Origin of the sequence: Candidatus Thermokryptus mobilis (genome assembly GCF_900070205.1) — a bacterium.
Classification (GTDB): domain Bacteria; phylum Bacteroidota; class Ignavibacteria; order Kryptoniales; family Kryptoniaceae; genus Kryptonium; species Kryptonium mobile.
Genome location: NZ_FAOO01000027.1, coordinates 1 through 21,165, shown reverse-complemented (window position 1 = coordinate 21,165; position 21,165 = coordinate 1). Strand labels below are relative to the sequence as shown.

The following is a 21,165-nucleotide window of genomic DNA, read 5'->3' as shown; positions in this document are numbered from 1 at the left end:
TAACATGGGTATACTTTTGCGTGGTTTTAATATCCGCGTGGCCTAAAAGTTCTTTCACGCTCACGAGATCAGCACCACGATTCAACAAATGCGTTGCGAATGTATGGCGTAAAATATGTGGACCTTTTCGCTCGGTTTTAAGGTATTTTCTGACTATTCTATACACCTGATTTCTCGTGATTCTTTTCCCGTTTATCGTAAAAAGGGCGATTTCATTAACTGATTCACTGGGTGGATAAGATTGATTTGTTTGTGCTAAATAGATTTTCAAAGCTCTTTCTGCTGATTCATTAAAAAGCACAAATCTCTCTTTCCCGCCTTTCCCCTGAACCTTGATTATTCTTTTTTCCCAGTTAATGTCAAACAGGTTCAAATTACATAATTCGCTCACTCTCATTCCGGTTGCATACAGAAGTTCAAGGATTGCTTTTTCAAGAGGGGATTGTGCTTTTTCAAGTATTGTTTTTATCTCTTCTTCGCTTAGAAAGACGGGTAGTTTTTTCTCCTTCTTAACGGAAAAGCCAACGGTTGGATTAATATTGATTTTTTTATGTTTGAGCAAGAACTTAAAAAATGATTTTAGAATTGCTAGTTTAAGGGCGATTGTTGATTTTTGTAGCCCCCTTTCATTTAAAAAGATCAAATAATTGTGTATATCCTCGCGTGTGATTTCGTTTGAATCTTTTTTAATATGGTGATAGAATTCCATGAGGGTTTGTTTATAACTTTCAATTGTTCGGGGGCTATTGTTTTTAATTTTGAGTTCGTCAAGAAAATTTTGTATATCGCTTAACATTGCTATTTTAGCTTGACTTTTATCTAAACTCGTATTATATTTGTAATGGAAAAAGCAAAAAGAGTTTCCCTCACCCAGGGTATCCCCCGCCCTGGGTTCCCCCGCAGGGCAGGTTCCCCCCGCCTGCCCTTTCCTTCTTACCTTTTTAAGGAATTAAAACAGCAGCAGCTACAACTGTCGTCCATAATCCAGTTTTATCTACAATGGCTGATTGTGTTATATTGAAGGTTCTGACAATTTTCCCACTCATTTTCCAAACCTGTTCGCGTTCATCCCAACTTGTATTCGGGTCAAACTCAAGCCCAAGTGTTGTCGCAAGCATCGTAGCTGCGAGGTCTTCAGCGTATTCACCCGCCTTGTCGTCAGTTTGACCGAAAGCATGATGCTCGGATAAATATCCAAATTGTTCTGAATCGGCTGGGATGGCAACCCCGATTGAAGCAGCTATTAATCGGTTTGGTTCATTGCTTGATTCTTGGCTTATGACGACATGGACGATTTGACCGGGTTTGAGATATTCAAGTCCTTTGTTTTTGGGGATTATTTTACACCCGGGTGGGAATATGCTTGAGACGCGGACGAGATTGAACTGCGCGATCCCAGCATCACGCAGAGCCATTTCAAAACTTGTTAATTTCTCCTTATGTCGTCCAACTCCCTTGGTCAAAAACATTTTTGTTGGGACGTACAACTTTCCTTTACCCTCCTTTAAAGTTAGTTTTTAAATTTTGGCTTTATCCTTAAAAATTTTCTCTTCCCAACTTTGATAACGAATGATTTTTCAAGTCCAACTATGGCGTCAATATCGTTGATTTTGGTGCCATCAATGCTAACACCACCAAGTTGAATTAACCTTTTTGCTTCACTTTTTGAATTTGCAAGTCCAGTTTGAACGAGAAGGTCTACAACTCTTATTTTTCCATTACCCCGTTCAATTTCAAATTCTTCAATTTCATCAGGGATCTCCTTCCTTACAAAAATTTTGTCAAATTCTTCCTGTGCTTTATTTGCTTCTTCAACTCCATGATACATCCTGACGAGTTCCCAAGCAAGGCGTCTTTTTAAGTCCCTTGGATTGACGCTTGGGTCGTTTAGCTGTTTTTTGATATTTTCAATCTCGGTTGGGGACAAATCGGTTGTTAAGAGAAAGTAATCATATATGAGCTCATCTGGGATTGACATCGTCTTTCCATACATTTCAAATGGTGGATCATTGAAGGCAATATAATTGTCAAGGGATTTGCTCATTTTCTCAACACCATCGGTTCCAACGAGAAGGGGCATTGTTATTATAACTTGGGGTTCTTGACCGAATTCCCTTTGAATATCTCTTCCTACAAGGAGATTAAATTTTTGATCGGTTCCGCCAAGTTCAACATCCGCTTCAATTGCTACCGAGTCCATTGCTTGAGCTAATGGATACAAAAGTTCGTGTATGCTTATTGGTTCTCCCGATTTATATCTTTTGCTGAAGTCGTCTCTTTCAAGCATTCTTGCGACAGTATATTTGCTTGCAAGTCGTATAACATCTTCAAATGTCATTTTCCCAAGCCATTCGGAATTGTATCGTATTTCAACTCTCTCAGGCAGTAAAATTTTCTTTGCTTGTTCAAAATAAGTTTGCCCGTTTATTCTCGTCTCTTCAAATGAAAGTTGGGGTCTTGTTTTGCTTCTCCCCGATGGATCGCCGATCATCGCTGTAAAGTCACCAATTATAAGGACAGCAATATGCCCGAGCTCTTGAAAGTGGCGTAATTTCCTTAATACGACTGAATGTCCAAGGTGAAGATCGGGTTTTGTTGGATCGCATCCGAGCTTTACCTTTAACGGTCTGCCGGTTTTGATTGAATTTTCAATTTTTTTGACAAGTTCATCCTCCGGGATTATCTCCACAACGCCATATTTTATTAAGTCCATTTGTTCGTTTACGCTTGGGAATTTCAACTCAGTTGAAGCATTTTGTTTTTATTCTCTATACTTATCGGCGTATTTTCGTTTAAGTTCCCTTTGCAGGTCTCTTTCAGCTATGTCTTCTTTCTTTTCGTATTTCCTCTTCCCTCTGACAAGTGCAAGTTCAACTTTTGCCTTTCCATTTTTAAAGTAAACTTTCAGTGGGATTAAAGTCAAACCCCTCTCCTTGATTTTCGTTGCGAGTCGTATTATCTCACGCTTGTGAAGAAGCAGTTTTTTATCTCTCAGCGGATCGTGATTATAAATGTTACCGTATTCATACGGACTGATGTGCATGTTCAAAAGCCAAGCTTCACCATTTTTAATTATAGCATAGCTATCTTGAATGCTAACTTTTCCCTGCCTTAGAGATTTCACTTCTGTTCCCTTTAGCACGAGCCCAGCTTCTATGGTTTCAAGGATTTCATATTCATGATGCGCTTTACGATTTGTAGTCACGATTTTAATCTTTTCCTGTGTCATTCCTCCCCTTTTACCTCAATTAAGATGACACGATAAGAAACAAGAACATCAATTCCAAGGAAACAAACTCCGCAAAGGACAAGTAAAAGCCCGAGGACGAAAAGATAAAGTGGAAGCTCTCTTATAAATGGAGAGGTGAAAAATATATTTAAACCGATCGCAAACGAAGTCATTACAAAAAATATAGCTGCTGAAATATGGCATAGCATCGCGTTTCTGATATACCAAACCCTGCGAACAAGTATATCAATTTGATTTTTTACGCTTAAAAATCTGACATTCTCCGTATATTCAAGCTCACCTTGTCTGATAAGTTCTTTTATCAATTTCCGCTTCTCATCGTTTAGTAATCTTACCCTGTTAACAAGTGTTGAATGTCTCGCGTTTAGACCGGAGAGAAAGAAAGCGCTTGACGAAATCATAACCGCTGGTGATAGAATTGCTTGTATAGCTTGAGTTGCGGTTAGAGTAAAGTTGCTTTCCATCAGAGTTCTTGTTCACTGTTATATTTGACAATTGAGAAGATATCGTAATTTTTAAGTCGTTCTCTACCGTTTAAGAAACTCAGCTCTATTAAAAAGCATATTCCGACGACTTCGCCACCAAGCCGTTCAATTAATTTGCACGCAGCTGAGACCGTGCCACCAGTTGCGAGAAGATCATCGTGGACAAGAACTTTATCACCAGGTTGAATTGCATCAATATGAACTTCCATTGCGTCCATTCCGTATTCAAGTTGATATTCTTGGCGTATCTTCTCAGCTGGAAGTTTTCCTGGCTTTCTAATTGGGACGAATCCAGCTCCAAGCAAATAAGCAAGGATTGAACCAAAGATAAAACCACGTGATTCAACGCTTACCACTTTGTCAATTTTTAAATCCTTATACTTTTGATAAAATGTGTCAACGGCAAGTTTAAATGCTTCCTTATCCTTTAGAAGGGTTGTTATGTCTCTGAAGATAATCCCTTCCTTTGGAAAATTTGGGACGCTTCTGATTATGCCTTTTAACTTCCGACTGACTTCTTCAAGTTTAACCTCGTTCATTTCACCATTTTATTTTTTCTTTTTTAAGAAACGCGTTTATACCCTTTTTGCAATCGTCAGTGAGCCGTGAGATAGAGTTCATGCCTTTTGCATATTCAATTGCCGACCCAAGACACATAAAATATACATTTGAAAGCATCTCTTTTACAAATTTTATTGACTCGGAACTTGTCTCAGAGATTAACTCATCTGCGAATTGAAATGTGAAGTTTTTCAGATCAGCATCTGGGACGGAGTAGTTGGCGAGACCAATTTTGACTGCCTCGTCAGCATCAATTATATTCCCGCGAATTAAAAGTTCCCTGGCTTTTGAGCCAGTTATCCTTCGTATTAAAAAAGTCATAACAATTGCAGGGATGAAACCTATTCTTGTCTCTGTATAACCGAACTTAGCGTTTTCTTTTGAAGCTATTACGAAATCACAAACGCTTGCGAGCCCACAGCCACCAGCGAGTGCAAAACCATTTACCATTGCAATTGTTATTTTGGGGAAGGTGAAAATTTTTTTGTAAAGTTGAGCAAGTTTTTCTGCATCAGCGTAATTTTCATAGGAGTTTAAATTTGAAATTTTTTGAAGATATTCAAGGTCTGCCCCAGCACAAAAAGAATTTCCAGCTCCAGTTAAAATAACACATCGTATGTTCTCATCCATTGCCATTTCAAAGGCTTTGTCAAGTTCGTCAATAAGCTCCGGGTTCAATGCGTTTCTTTTTTCCGGTCTGTTGAGGGTTATGAGTGCGATTTTTCCTTTCGTCTCGTATAAAACTTGCTTAAACAAGTCCATCCTGATAAAATTTGTTTTCAACAAGTTTAAAGTTAAAAATTCATTTCAAAACTTGCAAAATTTTTCCGCTCTTTTTATATTTTAAATGCAAAATGCCGAAGTGGCGGAACTGGAAGACGCGCGGGACTCAAAATCCCGTGGGGCTCAAAACCCCGTGTGGGTTCGACTCCCACCTTCGGCACTTCTCTTTTTTTTAAACTTATAAAGATTAGGGGAAATGGATGTTAAAAGAGAAAAATTAATTTATGCCAAGCGATTTTTGAAGAACGCACGAAAAGAATTAAAGAAAGCAGGTGTTGATAAGGTTGTCGGTATATACAAGGATCTAAGACGTGTGTCAAGCGCAAGTGGGATAGATTATCTTGCTGGACTTGAGGCGTTAAAGGCAATTTTTATAAAATTTAACCTCATTGATGAAAAAAGCGCAACCAAGCGTCTTAAAAATGTCACAAGTTATTTTGAGATGTTGAGAAAACTTAACACAAGGATAGGGATATTTTGATGAATTTGTTTGATAGTGCTTATGGAATACTTCACATCGGAGGATATTATAGAGAGCTTAAAGATAAAAAAGCGATTGATAGCGGATTTGAGAAGGTTGAGAGAATTATTGAGGTAGTTGAAAAACACATTATGAATTCAAAATTCAATCACAATTGAAAATGGAAACACTTTATATAATCCCAATTCTTCTTTTCAGCGTTGTCGTCCACGAAGTGATGCACGGATATATTGCTTTAAAATGCGGTGATCCAACCGCTAAATACATGGGCAGATTAACCCTGAACCCAATACCACACATTGACCTTTTCGGTTCAATTCTTGTCCCTCTATTTTCAATACTCGTTGCCGGTCGTGTTTTTATAGCTTGGGCAAAACCTGTTCCAGTTAATCCACTTAATTTCAGAAATTATAAAAGGGATTCAATTCTTGTCTCTGCGGTTGGACCAATTTCAAACTTATTTCTTGCGTTTTGTTGCGCTCTCTTCGTGATCATACTTTTAAATTTGAGCGATTTTTTCAACTCTTTTAATTCTGATCTTATAAAGTTTGCTCATGAGTTTCTCGTGAAGATGTTTTATAGTGGAATCTATTTGAACATCGTATTAGGCGTTTTCAATTTGATACCGGTTCCACCGCTTGATGGCTCGCATGTGCTTGCTTCAATTTTGCCCGATAGATTGGGTGAAAGTTATAGACAAATAGGATTCTTTGGAATTTTCATTGTGATATTTTTGATGAGAGTTCCAGCTTTTTCAACCATTTTCTTTTCTATCGTAAGAGCGATTGCGACTCCATTTGAGTTTTTAATTCAAGTGTTAACTTAGCCGACCAGAACGCCAGCTATTGTTGCGGTCATAAGATTTGCGAGTGTTCCACCTGCTACAGCTCTTAAGCCGAGCCGTGCGAGGTCAGCCCTTCTGTTTGGAGCCATTGGACTTATGCCTCCGATCTGAATTGCTATGGATGAGAAGTTAGCAAAGCCACACAGGGCAAATGTCGTCATAGTAATTGTTTTTTCAAGGACGATTTTGTTTTGCGCTATAAGCTCTGAAAACTTTAAATATGCGACGAATTCGTTCAAAACTATCTTGGTGCCAAGCAAACTTCCGAAGTTTAAAGCATCCTGCCAGGGTATTCCTATAGCAACCCCTATAAATTGAAGGATGAGACCGAAGATAAGTTCAAGTTTAAGCGGTGAACCAAATTTCTGAATTAAAAAATCATTTATGCCAACTATTGCGCCTATTTTTTCAAGACCCCAATTTGTCATTGCTATCAAAGCGATGAAAGCGATTAACATTGCCCCGACATTTAATGCAAGATGAAGTCCATTTGAAGCACCCTCAGCAGCAGCTTCAATGACATTTTGAGCCGTTTTTTCAACTTTAACTTTGACCGTTCCCTTTGTTACAGGTTCTTCCGTTTCAGGCCACATTATTTTTGCCATCACAAGTGCAGCTGGGGCAGCCATTACGCTTGCGCCGAGAAGCTGTTCGGCGAATTTGACTTGTGCTGTCATTATATCAAGATTATGTGCTTGCGCAAATGAATATCCAAGCATTTGAACATAAGCAGCCATTACACCACCAGCTATCGTTGCCATACCGCCAACCATTATAGCCAGAAGTTCAGACATCGTCATTAACGCTATGAAAGGTCTTACCATAAGTGGAGCTTCGGTCTGTCCAACGAATATATTTGCGGTGCAAGACAAGCTCTCGGCTCCACTTGTTCCCATCAAACGCAACATCACCCAGGCCATCGCTTGAACAACCCTTTGCATTACACCAAGAAAATAAAGCACAGACATCAACGAGGAGAAGAAAATTATCGTCGGTAGAACTTGGAAAGCGAAGAAAAATCCGAACGAGTTGTCTTGCCCAGGGCTTATGGCAAGATTTCCAAAAACAAATTTCGCGCCTTCAATTGTGAAACCAAGTATAATGACGAAAGCTTTACTTATCCATTCAAATAAAATTTTTGGCCATCCAAGTGGTGACCACAAAACTGCAAGTTCTCTTCCTTTCAAGATAAAAACGGCAAATACAATTTGAATTAGAAGACCAGATATTACAAGTCGCCAGTTAACTCTTCTTTTGTTGTTTGAAATTAGGAAGGCAATCCCTATTATTACAAGCATCCCCAAAAGTCCGTTCAGGAAGGAAAGTAGTTTCATTAATCTCTCCGCTTTTTATTTTTTTATTCCTCTGGTGGTTCAAAACATCTGCGACATCTTGCTTCGTAAATGTCCGATGCGCCTACTACAATTCTTTCTCCCGCTTTTATTTTGCGTTGAGTTTTACTTGCCGGATTTCCACACACAACACAAATCGCATGCGTCTTCGTAATATATTCTGCTATTGCGAGAAGTTGTGGCATCGGCTCAAATGGCTTACCTCTATAATCTTGGTCAAGCCCAGCAACTATGACCCTTTTACCCTCATTAGCGAGTTGTTCGCATACATCAACAAGGTCCATATCAAAAAACTGCGCCTCATCAATCCCTACAACTTGTGCATCCTTTGCAAGCTCAAGTATTTGCTTTGCATTATCAACGACGATTGATGGAATTGACATATCGCTGTGCGAAACTATTTTGTCAACGCTGTATCTTGTGTCAATCCTAGGTTTAAAAACAGCAACTTTTAATTTTGCAATTTGAGCTCTTCTTATTCTTCTTATCAATTCCTCTGTTTTCCCGCTGAACATACTTCCAGCAATGACCTCAATCCATCCGGTTCCCCGTGTTCCTTGTGGGATCTTTTCAAACTCCGTTATGTCCATAGTGTTAACCCCTCTTTTTCTTTTTTAGATTTTTTGAGCCAAATGGCAAGGGTAAAAGTTCTGAAAGTTTAACGACTTTCATCTCGTTCATTGAATTTGTCAATATAACTTCAAGTTCAGGACCTGCTAAATCCATTAAGACCTGTCTACAAGCCCCACACGGCGAGATGAAATTTTTTGAGTCGGAAACAATGGCAATTTTTTTAAATTTTCTTTTCCCCTCGGAATATGCTTTGAAAATCGCCACCCTTTCAGCGCATATCGTCAAAGAGTATGAACTATTTTCAATGTTGCAACCTGTAAAAACCTCGCCATCGTCGGTAAGTATCGCCGACCCAACTCTGAATTTTGAATATGGCGCATGGGCTTTCTTTTGAACTTCTTTGGCTCGTTTGATCAACTCTTCATTTGTCATCAAATTTTTCTGTTTGATTTTGAATGCAAGTAAAAATATATTCAAACTGGTGGATAAAAGCAACGAAAAAGAACTCAAACCAAACTCATTTCTTGATTTGTTATGTGTGTTGTGCTTATATTTGATTCGTAGTTAAAAAAATTTCAGTGATTCAGATGTCAAAAAAGTTTTTGATGGTTATTTTCTTTTTGGCTGGATTAGTTTCGGCGCAAGTCCTTCAGCGTGAATACAAGGACTTTAAGTTTGCTTACTCACTTTTTGAAGACGGGATGTATCAACTTGCGTTTTCCGAGTTTCAAAAGTTCATAAAGAATTACCCCGAAAGTAAATTTGTAGAAGAGGCACATTTTTTCAGCGCGGAGTCAATGTTTAAACTTGGCGATTATGATTCCGCCTTGAAAATTTATATGGATTTTCTGGTTGAATTCCCAACCACAAGGTTTAAAGATAGGGTGAATTTCCGAATCGGGGAGATATATCTCAAAAGGGGAAGTCAAAACCTCGCTGTTGAAAAATTCAAAAACGCAATTGAAACATCAAACGATAAACTTTTAATTTCTCATTCAGCATACTATCTTGGGGAAATTTATTTTGAGCGTCGCGATTTTAACAATGCTTTAAGATATTATAAACTCTCGTTTGAGACCGATACAAGCTCTGATGTTGCTCCATTTTCATTGTTTTCAATCGCTCTGATTTATCAACAGCAGGGAAAATTTAAAGAAGCGGTGAAACATTATAAAAATTTGATTGAAAAATTCGGTGGGTTAAAACTCAAGGTTATAAATGATGCGAAGTTGAATTTGATTGATTGTTTTTATAGAACAGGCGATTATTATGAACTTGTTAATTTTGCACGAACGATTTTAAGTGAGGGATTTGAAGATGAAAAAGTTTTATTTACGCTCGCTGAGGGCTATTATTCCATTGGTCTTCTTGACTCGGCAAAATTTTATTACGATAAATATCTTGAGAAATTTCCCAGGGGGAATTATTTAAAGCATTCGCTTTATTCAATTGCTTGGATTTACATCAAAAAGAATGAGCATCCGTTTGCCATTCAAATTTTTGATACTCTTTCAAAAGGCGATGATGAAATTGCGAAAAGCTCTTTTTTACTCCTCGCTGAAGTTAAGAAAGCAAGTGGTGATACAGCTGGGGCTATTTCAACTTATAGAAATTTTCTCGCAAAGTATCAAGATTATTCAAACTATTATGTGAGGGCAAATTACGAACTTGGTTTAATTTATTTTGCAAAGGGGGATTACGACAGCGCGATTGTTTTTCTTGAAAAAATTCACATTGATGATACAAGCGCCGTTAAAGCAAAAGCCCTTGAACTTCTCGCTCAATCTTATTTAAGACGGGGTGACTATTTAAGAGGCGCTTCAACTTTCGGTATGCTAAGGACAGAATTGAACATTTTAAACTCAGATAATCTTTTCAGCGAAGGCGTCGCTTGGATGCAAGGCGGGAAATATGATGAAGCGATAAAAGTTTTTAATGAGTTTTTGTCAAAGTTTCCAAACGACAAAAATTCACATTGGGCGATTTTCTATCTCGGGGAGCTGCATTATAAAATTGGCGATTATAAAAACGCCAGAGAATATTATCTTGAGCTTTTAAATCGTTTCCCGAACAGTCCAAACATTGAAGGAGCAATTTATTCAATCGCTTGGACATATTTCAAAGAAGGGAATTACAGTGAGTCAGCGAAACAGTTTGAGAAATTTCTTAGTAAATATCCAACGGGTAAAAGAGCACTTGATGCTCGTCTTCGTCTTGCGGATTCATACTTTATGATGAAAAATTACAAAAGTGCTGAAGCAAATTATCTTTCATTTGTTCGTCTTTTTGAAGATCAAGATGGAGCTGATTACGCTTATTTTCAACTTTCGCAGATTTACCTTCGCCAGCGCCAACCTATAAGATCAATTGAGATGTTAAACTTGCTTTTAAAGAAATTTCCAAATTCAAAACTCGCCCCAACGGCAAAATATCAAATCGGTTGGATTTATTTTCAGGATAAAAATTATGCCCCAGCTATTAATTACTTCCGCGAAGTGGTGGAGAAATATCCGCAAAGTGAAGTTGCCCCAAAAGCGTTGTATGGTATAGGCGATGCATACTACAATATGGGGAAGTATGAACTTGCTCTCAATGCATATCTTGAAGTCATTGAAAAATACCCAGAGTCAAAATACGCCGTTGATGCCATTTCTGGAATTCAATATTCACTTTCAGCACAAGGCAAGAATCCAAACCTTGTTGATGAATTTATAAAAAGTAAAAACCCCGATTTTTCACAATTGGCTTTGATAAAAAAAGCGGAATTTCAGACCTTGCAAGGTAATTATGAAACTGCTATAAATATCTACAAGAAATTTGTAGCGAATTATCCCGAAAGTAAATTTTTGCCCGATGTGATTTATAAAATCGGTGAGACATACGAACTTTGGGGAAAAAACACTGACGCTGTTGAAGTTTATAAAAATTTAATTTCAACCTTCCCATTAAATCATAACTCACAGCGTGCTCTCGTTCGGCTTGCGCGGATAAAATTTAAAAGTCATGAGTACACCGAAACGCTTGAATATCTCGCAAAGGTTCAAACGAGTGCGAAGTTTTATGATGAAGTTTTATATTTGACCGGTTTGACTTATCTCTCACTCAAAGATACCTCCAACGCCACAAAAAAATTGCTGGCTTTGATAAATGAATTTTCAAATTCGGATTACGCTGATAGAGCGAGGGTTAAAGTTGCGGAAATTTTAATAAACCAGGGCAAATTTAACGATGCGGTTGAACTTGTTAAACCGATTGCGATGAATAGACCTGTTGATGAGGTCTCGGCTGAGGCGCAATATCTTTATGCTGAAGCGCTTTTCAAACTCGGCGAGATTGACGAGGCGCTTCTTCAATTTCTTCGTGTGAAATATCTTTACAGCAATTTTGAGGAGATTTTGCCGAGGGCTTATGTCCGCCTTTCAGAATGTTATGAAATTAAAGGCGAAATTGAAAAAGCTATTCAATTTCTAAACGATGCTCTAAAGATGAACCTTACGGATGAAATGAGAAAGGGTGTCCTTGAAAAAATTGAAAAATTAAAAACAAAAATATAAGGATGAACGATGAGGAAAACATTTCTTTTCTATACAGGGCTTATCCTCGCAGTTATAATTTCTTTGATAATCGTAGTGAATTTGAAAAAAGATGAGATGTCAAATGATGCCAATGGTCAAACAAGGCGATTCGGTCGCAACATTCAAGTTTTAACCGATGTTCAAACGAAGGAACAGTTGACAAAGATTATGGAGGATATGGCTAACTCACTTGGAGTTAAGTGTAATTATTGTCACAATGTTAATAACTATGCGAGTGATGAAAAGGAGACGAAGCGCAAAGCAAGGGTTATGCTTAAAATGGTCCTTACGATAAATCGTGATTTTATAAATTGGGATAGGGCAGAAATTGTTGATTGTTATACTTGTCATCGCGGTCAGACAAAGCCACAAGCCAGATCGGCTTCAAAATAAAGCTAAGTGAGATATGTTTCTTTTGCTTAGAATTTTCGCCATTTTTTTCTTTAGCGGTTGGATTACAGCACAAGAGTCAAGACCCGAGATTAAATTTAAGCCTGACACATCAAAATTCGCCGAAGAAAAAGATGAATTTATCTTACCCGAGTTCGTTATCACCGGGCGAGAGATGATTGAGATTTCTATTGGTGAAAAAGTTGAAAACGAGGTTATCAGCTTTCCAGTGTTAAATTTGAAAAATTATGAAGTTATGGAAACCAATAAATCGCATTATGAATTAAGCTCTGGATATAAAAGGTCAAACTTTCAAATAAAGGAGTCCCAAGCTCCGACAGCAAAATTCAAAGTCGGGCTTGGGCGATATCTTACTACATATTTTGACGGGATGATTCAAGGAGATTTGTTCAAAGGAGTTTATCTGGGTTCATCTTTTAATCATAGGGCAAGTCAAGGATTCATTGATAATGCTGATTATGTGAAGAATAAGTTTTCGGTTGAATCGGGTGTGCGTTTGCCAAAAATAAACGAAAAAATTTTTTACTGGCTTGACAATGCGAAGTTAATCACTATGTTTGATTATTTCACCAACAGCTATGGTTTCTACGGCTCACTTACACCCTCGTTTCGTAGGAACATCAACAATTTGGAATTTAAAATTTCGCTTGAATCGCCATTTAGAAGTCAGTTTGACTATCGCCTCAATGTTAGATACAATCTTTTCACTATTATTGACACATTGTCAAATTACGGCGTTTCAAATTTTGATGGAAAGGAAAGGCGACTTGACTTTGATTTCAATTTTAGACAAAGGGTTGATTTTTTGAATTTAAGGTTTGATCTGAGATATATCACGCTTGTTGATAGATATTTTAAGTTTGGGGTTTCCGCTGGAAATGTTTTTGAGTTTTTTAACATTGAAAGAACATATTGGCTTGATGTTGGAATTAATTTTTTCTCCTTTGAAAACCACCTTGGGGCAAAGAATTTAAGAATTTATCCAAGTTTATCCCTTAGATACCGTCTTAGTTCGCTTGCAAGGGCTTACGCTGTTTTTTCGCCAGAGGTTGTAAATCTAACTGTGGTTGACTTTGTCGCTGATAATAGATATTTAACGGAGAATCTCAAAGTTGCTCGTCCAGAAAATTACTTAAATTTAATTTTGGGTGTGAATTATGGCAGGGAAAATTTTGGTCTTGATGTGAGTTTGAATTTCAGAACTTTTAAAAATTTTCCGATTTATGTTGAGAAAAATAAAGGTTTTTATGTGCTTGAGTTTGAAAGAGCGCAGTTTGTTGAGCTAAAATTTTCGGGCGTTTTCAATTATCGTAGAAATGAATTTACATTTGGTGGTGTTCTTCGTTCATCATACAATGCGAGAAGCAAGAAACCAGTACCTTATTATCCTTCCTTTTCCTCGGATATTGGCTATAGATATGTTTTCCCCTTTGGACTTGCAATTGATACAGAAATTAGTTTAATTAGTAATAGAGTCGTTGATTTTGATGGGAATGAGATCGGTGGATATGTGCTTTCAAGTTTAGGCATTGAATATGTCGTTTTCAAGAATTTCAAAGTTTTTGCTAAGTTTGACAATCTACTTTCGCGAAGATATTACATTTGGAAAGATTACCTTGAACCGAATTTGATTTTCTTGTGCGGGATTGAATACAAATTTTAAGGAGGCGGTTGTCCCGTGAATAAAAGCGATTTAGTAAATTTGCTGTCAAAAGATTTAAAGTGGAGCAAAGCAAAGACGGAAAGGGTTCTTGATGCTTTTTTGGGTTTAGTTTCAGAGATCGTCTTGAAGAAGAAAAAATTGAATTTGTTTAAGTTTGGTGTTTTTACTATAAAGCATAGAGCAAGTAGAAGTGGAAGGAATCCAAAAACAGGTGAGGAGTTGATTTTACCGCCAAAGGATTATGTTCATTTCAAACCGAGCAAGTCGTTAGTAGATTTAATTAACGGGTGAATTTTCAATGCGTAAGGGTGAATTTTTAAAATTATTAGCTAAACGAGCGGATATTTCATACGAGGAAGCTGTTTTATTTTATGAGAAATTACTTGACAGGTTTGCTAAAGTGTTAAAATCAGGGCAAGCGATAAAAATTAGTGGTTTTGGTGAATTTAAAAGAAAACTTAATAAGGCAAAGAAAATTGTTGACCCGAGAACGGGGATGGAGAAAAATATACCAGCGAAATTTGTCGTTAAGTTTTACCCGGCGAAAATCTTGTCTGAAAAAGTTAACATAAAGTATAAAACTTTGAAACCCGTTGTCACGAGATTGAATCCTTCTGTGATGGAGGCAAAAAGTGAGGATGAATTTAACTTAACATTTTTTGAGGCGGGAGAAAGACAACCCATAGTTATGGGATTTATTGATGAGACTTTATTAGCACAAGAATCTTCATCATCGCAACAAGAGAAACCGATTGAGGTTTTTGAAGTTGAGAAGTCAATAACTGAAAGAAATTTAACGGCTACGGCGGAGGATTATTTCGTTCTTCCGGATGTTAGCTTCGGTGAGGAAATTGATTCAAAGGTTGATGTTGAAGTTCCAGTTTTTGAAGTTTTTGAAGCGGAAAGAAAACCTGAAGATGAATTTTTGAAATTTGACATCCCATCGCTTTCGGATATAAATGAGTTAAAAATTAACTTTGAGGAGGTAGAGATGCCGGAATTTAATTTGAGCGAGGAACCTCAGGAGAAAAGGACTGAAAGTGTAAAGAAACTTTTTGATGATACACAACAAAAGAAGGAGGAAGGGGAAATGTCGTTTAATTATGAAGAGGAAAGCCGAAGAGGGGTTGGACCTTGGATTTTGATTTTTGTCGTTTTTTTGATCTTTGTTGGAGGAGTTATTTTTCTTTTGAATCAATATGGATATATTCACCTTTGGGGTGAAAAGAAGGGGGTGAGCAAAGTTGAGTTTAAGGAACCGGAGGAAGTTGTGGTTACAACTCCAAGTTTGCCAAAGGTTGAAGAGAAGGCAAGTGCTGACACGGTTGAGGTGAAAAGACCCGAACTTGTTTCAAAGCCGAAAGCCCCTGAGGTAGTTAAGCCAAGCGTTGGCAAGAATTATGTAATTCAGGTTGCATCATTTCAGGATAGAAAGCTCGCTGAAACATTTGCAAGCAATTTGCGAAAGAAAGGATATAATGCTTTTGTTGAAAAAGCGTTTGTTGAATGGAAGGGCGGAAATTGGTACCGTGTCAGGATTGGATTTTTTGATTCAATTGAGCAAGCGAAGAAAATAGCTGAAAGGTTGAAAAGAACTGAAAAAATTGAAAAAGTTTGGGTTAGCGAGGCACCAAGAACCGTTACCAAATAAAAAACAAGCCCCGCTTTAGGGGCTTGCCTTTCTTAATCGTAGTATTCAAGCCCAAGGTGAGTTATTAATTCCTCTCCCATCAAATGTCTCAAGCGGTTTTTAAGCTTCATCAGTTGTATGAAAAGATCATGTTCTGGGTAGATAGTAGGAGCGTGCATGGGGCTTTTGAAGTAAAACGATAACCATTCTTGTATCCCGTGCATTCCACTTCTTTGCGCTAAATCAAGGAATAAGGCAAGGTCAAGAACTATCGGAGCAGCCAAAATTGAATCTCTACACAAGAAGTTTATCTTTATTTGCATTGGATAACCAAGCCAGCCGAAAATATCAATGTTGTCCCAGGCTTCTTTTTCATCCCCACGAGGTGGATAAAAATTAATCCTGACCTTGTGATAATAATTTCCGTAAAGATCGGGATAAAGCTCGGGTTGAAGTATGTATTCAAGGACACCAAGTTTGCTAACTTCTTTTGTCTTGAAGGATTCTGGGTCGTCAAGAACCTCCCCATCTCTATTTCCGAGGATATTTACAGAGAACCATCCAGTAAGACCAAGCATTCTCGCCTTTAACATTGGAGCTATCACGGTTTTGACAAGCGTTTGCCCCGTCTTAAAGTCCTTCCCTGCGATTGGGACATTCATTTCCTTTGCAAATTGAATCAACGCCGGAATATCAACCGATAAATTTGGCGCGCCATTTGCATAGGGAACACCTTCGGCAATAGCAGCATAAGCATAAATCATGCTTGGAGAAATTGCATCATCGTTTTTCTTCATCGCCTCTTCAAATTTTTCAAGTGATCTATGAACATCTGACGGCTCCATATAAATTTCTGTGCTACCACACCAAATCATCACAAGACGGTCACAATTATTTCGTTCCTTGAAGTTTCTTATATCCTCCCTTAACATTTGAGCAAGTTCAAATTTATCCTTTGCCTTTTTAACATTTGGTCCGTCAAGTTTTTTGACATATTTTCTGTCAAATACAGCTTTCATCGGTTTTATTTGTTCAAGTTCGTCTTTTACAAGGTCAAGGTGTTCCTTTCTTAAAACGCCCGCTTTTAGCGCTGATTCATAAGCGTTATCTTCAAAAATATCCCATCCCCCAAAGACGAGGTCATTTAAATCTGCAAGTGGTACAAATTCCTTGATTTTCGGAAATTTTCTCTCAGTTCTTTTCCCAAGCCGTATCGTTCCCATTTGTGTTAGCGATCCAATTGGAAGAGCAAGCCCTTTTCTAACAAGAAGAGTTCCAGCGATAAATGTCGTCGCTACAGCTCCAAGCCCTGGCAGAAGAACACCAAGCTTTCCTACAGGTTCTTTTATTTCTGCCCCCGACTTCGTCTTTATCATAGTTCAACCTCCTTATTTTGTGGTAGAAGTTCAGCTTCTTTTGATTTTTTCCAAACATAATGAAGTCGCTGAAATGCAGTGATGTTTGTCAAAATAGCCATTATGTAAATCGCTATGGAAAGTGGCATCGGTGGATAAGCAGGTAGATCAAAATCAAAGTATTTAAATAGCGCATCAAAAAACTTGACAAAATAATCGTGCAAGAAATAGAAGATTGAAGCAAAACCAAGAAGTACTATTCTTTCAGCTCTTCTCATCCAGCCGATGTTGCATTCAAAGCCAAGTCCCTCAGCTCTTGCTCTAATGTAGCTCACCATCATTGAACCACCGATGGCAAAAACTGCAGCAATAGAGGTTATATAAAAACCATACTTTATCAGATAAACCCCAATACCAAAGAAAATTATCACTTCTGCGTATCTGTCAAGCGTTGAATCGTAAAGAGCCCCAAATTTTGTCACCCTGTTTGTCATCCTCGCAATTTTGCCATCAATTGTGTCAAATATACCGCTGAGCAAAATTAAAGTCCCACCGGCGATAAATTCCCCAATTGCGAAAAAATAACTTGCGAATATGCTTATGAATAGTGCAACGGTTGTCAAAAAGTTCGGGTTTAAATTAAAGTGAAGGAAAAAGCGTAAAATTTTTTCTATCGTGTTTAAGTAGATTAGCTCAACGCGCCTTGGGATAAGGTTTGAAGACACAAATTCATCTCATTTAATTTTTCTCAGGGCAACAAACGTGTTCTCATCTGTGTAATATATCAAATCAGATTGATAATGTTTTAGCAAATTTTCCTTAAAAACTTGAATCGCTTGAATATGTTCATCGTCTTTATAAAGATAAAAAGTTGAATAATGTTTTGCAAATGCTTTTTCTACAAGTTCATCAATCGTGGAAGTCCTCGGATACTCAAACTCAATGTAGGAAATTATCTCAAATTTCCGCAATCTTTTTAATTTTCCTATCAGTTCATCTTTCCAAAATAGGCGCTGTTCTTTATCTGAAAATCCAGGGAAAAATTTCCCCCAAATTGTGTTTCTATTTTGTTCCTGCGTTCTGGTGTAGATGAAAAGAAAGCCCCTCGGTTTCAAAACTCGCCTTGCTTCCCGAATGAATCTCCTGAAATCAAAATGATGTATCGCATTGAACACAATTATTACATCAAAGGTGTCATTTTTGAAGGGAAGATTTTCGGCAAAAGAGTTTATAAAGTGGCAATCATATTTTTCTTTTAGGTAAGATTGCGCCACTTGTAGCATCTCAAAACTTGCATCAACGAGAAACGCTTTAACTTTTGAGGGTGAGAGGGCTTTGATTAAAAACTCGGTATACCTACCAGTTCCAGCTCCAATGTCTGCCACTTTAATTGGCTTTTTTAATTTCATGTGTTTGAGGAGTATATCCTTTATCGCAAATATCGGCTCTGGGTCAAGTGTTCTAATCTTTCTATAAACAGACGCTATTTGAGCGAAATGTTTGAGTATTTCAATTTTCGTCATATCTACACCTCCTAATTTGTTTTCCCTGAAATTACGATTACGAATTCACCTTTAATTTTATCCGACGTTAATTTTTTTAAAACCTCGCTGATTTTACCTCTGAAAAACTCCTCGTGTATTTTTGTTAGCTCTTTCGCAACGGCGATTTCTCTATCACCGAAATTTTCAAGTATCTCGTTCAATGTTTTAATCAACCTGTGTGGGGATTCGTAGAGTATAACTGTCCTTTCTTCTTCTGATAATTTTTTTAGTTTTGTTTTTCTTCCTTTTTTGTGGGGCAAAAAACCGACGAAAACAAATTCATCCATCGGCAATCCACTACCAACAAGCGCACAAACGAAGGCAGTTGGTCCAGGAATTGGTGTAATGGTTATATTTTCTTCAATTGCTCTCTTTATCAATACAAAACCCGGATCGGAAATCCCAGGAGTTCCAGAGTCAGAGACAAGGGCTACATTTTTGCCCGATTTTAATTCACGAATTATCTCTTCAGCTCTTTGTCTCTCATTATAATTATAATAACTTATGAGGTTTTTTGCAAGCCCGAATTTTTCAAGCAAAATTTTCGTCCTTCTTGTGTCTTCACATGCGATTAAATCAACTTGTTTTAAAACTTCTACAGCTCTGAAAGTTATATCGCTTAAGTTTCCAATTGGAGTTGAAACGATATAAAGGGTTCCAGGCATAAATCAAATCAAATTTTTGTTTTCTTTCCTAAATCAAAATAAAAAATCTTGTTAGATAAACAAAAATGGAAAAATCCCACTTTCACGTTTTTTATTTTGCCAATTAAAGTATAACCATCTTGGCTTCCCCCGCTGTTAAGTTTTACTTTCAGAGTTTGTATTGTTATATTTTTAAAAAGCAACAAATAATTTTTTAGAGATGGGTGATTTGCTTTTGATTTTAAAATATAAAATTATCTCAATTTTCAAATCGGCTTTTGATTCAAAGTGGGGGAGCGTTTTAAAAGAACTCGCTTCAATTATTGTTTTCACAGGTTTCGCACTCTCAACATTTATTTCTTCAAATTACGCAACCGCTTATCTCCTTGCTGAAGCGAAAATTGGACTTTTCTTATTTCATCGGGTTTTATCTATGCTTCTTTTTATTTTATTTATTCTTGTTAGCCTTGGGAATATGATAGTAGCTTATTCAACGCTTTACAAAAGTAAGGACATTGAATTTTTCCTGACAACACCGATCAAACCTATAAAAATTTACACTGTGAAGTTTCTTGACAATTTCTTTTATAGCTCATCAACGATGTTTATTTTCATCTTGGCGATCTTGCTTGGTTACGGAAGTTACTTCGGTAAAAATCTCGGCTTTTATCTTTTCTCATTTTTTGGCGTTATCGTTCCGTTTATGCTTTTGTCAGCATCTTTCAGCATAGCAATCCTCATGTTGATTTTGAAACTTTCAAAGAAAATTGATATAAGAAAACTTGTCATCATCGCTGGGTCACTTTATCTCGCAGGAGTTTATCTCTATTTTAGAAGCACGAATCCGATGAAGTTGTTCACTGAGGTTATGAGATATTATCCGTATATTGACCAGTATTTTGCAAACCTTGATCCGTCAATTGCGCTTTATCTCCCAAATCATTGGGTTGCGGAGATATTCTATTTCAGCGTAAGAGGTAATCAAGAGATGGTTTTGAGGTATTTTTTGATTTTAATTTCAGCTACATTTGGGATGGTTCTTGTGAATTTTGGGATTGCAAGGAAATTATACTTTGAAACGCTTTTTATCGCTTTTGATTTGAAAAATAGGTTGAAGAGAAAATTTGAAGTTGAGTTTTTGAGCTTTTACAAAAAATCAATTTTAAACCCTCAACTTGAGGTTTTCATAAAGCGTGATTTGAAGTTGTTTTTCCGTGAGCCGAGCCAATGGGTTCATCTTTTGATAATGCTTTTGCTTGTCCTCATTTTCATGGCAAGTTTAGTGAGGATGAGACTATACAAAGTTGAGCCACAACTTTTATCGCTTGCTTTCATATCAATTTTTTCATTTAATGTTTTTCTGATCGCTTCAATTGTGATTCGTTTCGTTTATCCCGTGATATCACTTGAGGGATTGAGTTTCTGGTCTGTAAAGTCATCCCCCGTTAAATTGAGTTTGCTTTATCTGCATAAGTTTATAATTTCATTTTTCCCGATTTTGATAATCTCGGAGGCGATTGCCTATGCTTCTGTTTTCCCTTTCGGTAAAGACCCAAACATTGGGATGTTAATAACTTTCATGACTTTTTTTGTCGCCTTGACTTATGTTTCGCTTGGACTTGGGATGGGGGGATATTTTGCAAATTACTCCGAAAGAAGCCCTGTTAGAATTGCCTCATCAAGAGGCGCAACGATGACCCTTCTTTTTGGACTTGTTTTAATTTCAATCTTCGCCGGAATTATCTTCCTGCCGATAACTTATTATTTCCAGTTTTTGAAATTCAACATTGAATTTTTCAATTCCGCTATGATTGTCGCTTCTTTTATATCCGTTACGCTTTCAATTCTTTTCAATTGGCTTGGTTTGTCAAGTATGATGAAGGATTTTTGATTCTTGCATTAAGTTTAAATTCAATCCCCGTCATTTTGATGATTTTTAGAAGGAGTTCTTTTGATGGGAAAACTTTATCATTTTCAATTTTGCAGTAGTATTCTTTTGAGATTCCGAGCATAT

At 37.2% G+C, this 21,165-nt stretch carries 23 protein-coding genes and 1 tRNA gene; 10 read left to right on the top strand and 14 right to left on the bottom strand.

The genetic code is table 11. The features are described from left to right. The 7 genes from xerA to FKZ43_RS10930 form a co-directional block, all read right to left on the bottom strand. A partial coding sequence (gene xerA / locus FKZ43_RS10960; protein ID WP_140945935.1) for a site-specific tyrosine recombinase/integron integrase occupies window positions 1–796 on the bottom strand: 796 nt, incomplete at its 3' end. A gap of 145 nt (window positions 797–941) precedes the next feature. Continuing rightward, window positions 942–1,487 (bottom strand): pyruvoyl-dependent arginine decarboxylase, encoded by a 546-nt coding sequence (locus FKZ43_RS10955; RefSeq protein WP_255301274.1) that lies wholly within the window; start codon window positions 1,485–1,487, stop codon window positions 942–944. A gap of 23 nt (window positions 1,488–1,510) precedes the next feature. Next, window positions 1,511–2,713 carry a tyrosine--tRNA ligase gene (gene tyrS, locus FKZ43_RS10950; RefSeq protein WP_140945934.1) on the bottom strand — a complete coding sequence of 401 codons (1,203 nt, stop codon included), beginning with the start codon at window positions 2,711–2,713 and terminating at the stop codon, window positions 1,511–1,513. A gap of 48 nt (window positions 2,714–2,761) precedes the next feature. Continuing rightward, window positions 2,762–3,229, bottom strand: coding sequence for an SsrA-binding protein SmpB (gene smpB / locus FKZ43_RS10945; RefSeq protein WP_140945933.1), 468 nt, complete (start codon window positions 3,227–3,229; stop codon window positions 2,762–2,764). After that, window positions 3,226–3,714, bottom strand: a complete 489-nt coding sequence (locus FKZ43_RS10940) for a DUF2721 domain-containing protein (RefSeq protein ID WP_140945932.1) — start codon at window positions 3,712–3,714, stop codon at window positions 3,226–3,228. Before FKZ43_RS10940 ends, smpB begins: the two co-directional genes overlap by 4 nt. Next, window positions 3,714–4,274 carry an adenine phosphoribosyltransferase gene (locus FKZ43_RS10935; RefSeq protein WP_140945931.1) on the bottom strand — a complete coding sequence of 187 codons (561 nt, stop codon included), beginning with the start codon at window positions 4,272–4,274 and terminating at the stop codon, window positions 3,714–3,716. The genes FKZ43_RS10940 and FKZ43_RS10935 overlap by 1 nt, the downstream gene beginning before the upstream one ends. A gap of 1 nt (window position 4,275) precedes the next feature. Continuing rightward, the gene (locus FKZ43_RS10930; RefSeq protein ID WP_140945930.1) at window positions 4,276–5,058 is read right to left on the bottom strand and encodes an enoyl-CoA hydratase/isomerase family protein; all 783 of its coding nucleotides are present in this window, start codon (window positions 5,056–5,058) and stop codon (window positions 4,276–4,278) included. A gap of 94 nt (window positions 5,059–5,152) precedes the next feature. Here FKZ43_RS10930 and FKZ43_RS10925 point away from each other — a divergent pair. From FKZ43_RS10925 to FKZ43_RS10915, 4 genes are all read left to right on the top strand, one after another. Next, window positions 5,153–5,239 (top strand) — tRNA-Leu (locus tag FKZ43_RS10925). Window positions 5,240–5,275: 36 nt separating this feature from the next. Beyond that, entirely contained in the window at window positions 5,276–5,560 is a 285-nt protein-coding gene (locus tag FKZ43_RS10920; RefSeq protein ID WP_140945929.1) for a DUF5618 family protein, read from the top strand. Continuing rightward, window positions 5,560–5,718 carry a hypothetical protein gene (locus FKZ43_RS11535; protein ID WP_181180355.1) on the top strand — a complete coding sequence of 53 codons (159 nt, stop codon included), beginning with the start codon at window positions 5,560–5,562 and terminating at the stop codon, window positions 5,716–5,718. Before FKZ43_RS10920 ends, FKZ43_RS11535 begins: the two co-directional genes overlap by 1 nt. A 2-nt stretch (window positions 5,719–5,720) precedes the next feature. Beyond that, on the top strand, window positions 5,721–6,386 hold the full coding sequence (locus FKZ43_RS10915) for a site-2 protease family protein (protein ID WP_140945928.1): 666 nt from the start codon (window positions 5,721–5,723) through the stop codon (window positions 6,384–6,386). Here FKZ43_RS10915 and FKZ43_RS10910 read toward each other — a convergent pair. The 3 genes from FKZ43_RS10910 to FKZ43_RS10900 are packed head-to-tail and all read right to left on the bottom strand — an operon-like array spanning window position 6,383 to window position 8,824. Next, window positions 6,383–7,738 (bottom strand): NupC/NupG family nucleoside CNT transporter, encoded by a 1,356-nt coding sequence (locus FKZ43_RS10910; RefSeq protein ID WP_140945927.1) that lies wholly within the window; start codon window positions 7,736–7,738, stop codon window positions 6,383–6,385. The two genes, FKZ43_RS10915 and FKZ43_RS10910, sit on opposite strands and share 4 nt — an antisense overlap. 23 nt (window positions 7,739–7,761) lie before the next feature. Then, complete coding sequence (locus FKZ43_RS10905) at window positions 7,762–8,346, bottom strand: thymidine kinase (RefSeq protein WP_140945926.1); 585 nt, start codon at window positions 8,344–8,346, stop codon at window positions 7,762–7,764. 4 nt (window positions 8,347–8,350) lie between these two features. Further along, window positions 8,351–8,824: a cytidine deaminase gene (locus FKZ43_RS10900; RefSeq protein WP_140945936.1), complete on the bottom strand. Its 474-nt coding sequence runs from the start codon at window positions 8,822–8,824 to the stop codon at window positions 8,351–8,353. 92 nt (window positions 8,825–8,916) lie between these two features. On the opposite strand from FKZ43_RS10900, the gene bamD reads away from it, so the two are divergent. The 5 genes from bamD to FKZ43_RS10875 are packed head-to-tail and all read left to right on the top strand — an operon-like array spanning window position 8,917 to window position 15,629. Next, window positions 8,917–11,883 carry an outer membrane protein assembly factor BamD gene (gene bamD, locus FKZ43_RS10895; RefSeq protein ID WP_140945925.1) on the top strand — a complete coding sequence of 989 codons (2,967 nt, stop codon included), beginning with the start codon at window positions 8,917–8,919 and terminating at the stop codon, window positions 11,881–11,883. 9 nt (window positions 11,884–11,892) lie between these two features. After that, window positions 11,893–12,297, top strand: a complete 405-nt coding sequence (locus tag FKZ43_RS10890; protein ID WP_140945924.1) for a c-type cytochrome — start codon at window positions 11,893–11,895, stop codon at window positions 12,295–12,297. Window positions 12,298–12,310: 13 nt separating this feature from the next. Then, window positions 12,311–13,978 carry a TonB-dependent receptor gene (locus tag FKZ43_RS10885; RefSeq protein ID WP_140945923.1) on the top strand — a complete coding sequence of 556 codons (1,668 nt, stop codon included), beginning with the start codon at window positions 12,311–12,313 and terminating at the stop codon, window positions 13,976–13,978. Between the two features lie 15 nt (window positions 13,979–13,993). After that, the gene (locus tag FKZ43_RS10880; protein ID WP_140945922.1) at window positions 13,994–14,269 is read left to right on the top strand and encodes an HU family DNA-binding protein; all 276 of its coding nucleotides are present in this window, start codon (window positions 13,994–13,996) and stop codon (window positions 14,267–14,269) included. Between the two features lie 7 nt (window positions 14,270–14,276). Next, complete coding sequence (locus tag FKZ43_RS10875; protein ID WP_140945921.1) at window positions 14,277–15,629, top strand: SPOR domain-containing protein; 1,353 nt, start codon at window positions 14,277–14,279, stop codon at window positions 15,627–15,629. Window positions 15,630–15,661: 32 nt separating this feature from the next. Here the strand turns inward: FKZ43_RS10875 and FKZ43_RS10870 are convergent, their stop codons facing one another. The 4 genes from FKZ43_RS10870 to rsmI are packed head-to-tail and all read right to left on the bottom strand — an operon-like array spanning window position 15,662 to window position 19,172. After that, the gene (locus FKZ43_RS10870; protein WP_140945920.1) at window positions 15,662–16,984 is read right to left on the bottom strand and encodes an inositol-3-phosphate synthase; all 1,323 of its coding nucleotides are present in this window, start codon (window positions 16,982–16,984) and stop codon (window positions 15,662–15,664) included. Next, window positions 16,981–17,688, bottom strand: coding sequence for a CDP-alcohol phosphatidyltransferase family protein (locus FKZ43_RS10865; RefSeq protein ID WP_140945919.1), 708 nt, complete (start codon window positions 17,686–17,688; stop codon window positions 16,981–16,983). Before FKZ43_RS10865 ends, FKZ43_RS10870 begins: the two co-directional genes overlap by 4 nt. Before the next feature lie 9 nt (window positions 17,689–17,697). Continuing rightward, window positions 17,698–18,486 (bottom strand): class I SAM-dependent methyltransferase, encoded by a 789-nt coding sequence (locus FKZ43_RS10860; RefSeq protein ID WP_140945918.1) that lies wholly within the window; start codon window positions 18,484–18,486, stop codon window positions 17,698–17,700. 11 nt (window positions 18,487–18,497) lie between these two features. Then, entirely contained in the window at window positions 18,498–19,172 is a 675-nt protein-coding gene (gene rsmI, locus FKZ43_RS10855; RefSeq protein WP_140945917.1) for a 16S rRNA (cytidine(1402)-2'-O)-methyltransferase, read from the bottom strand. Between the two features lie 199 nt (window positions 19,173–19,371). Between rsmI and FKZ43_RS10850 the strand changes: the two genes are divergently transcribed. Next, window positions 19,372–21,042, top strand: a complete 1,671-nt coding sequence (locus FKZ43_RS10850; RefSeq protein WP_140945916.1) for a putative ABC transporter permease subunit — start codon at window positions 19,372–19,374, stop codon at window positions 21,040–21,042. The last annotated feature ends 123 nt before the right edge of the window (window positions 21,043–21,165 follow it).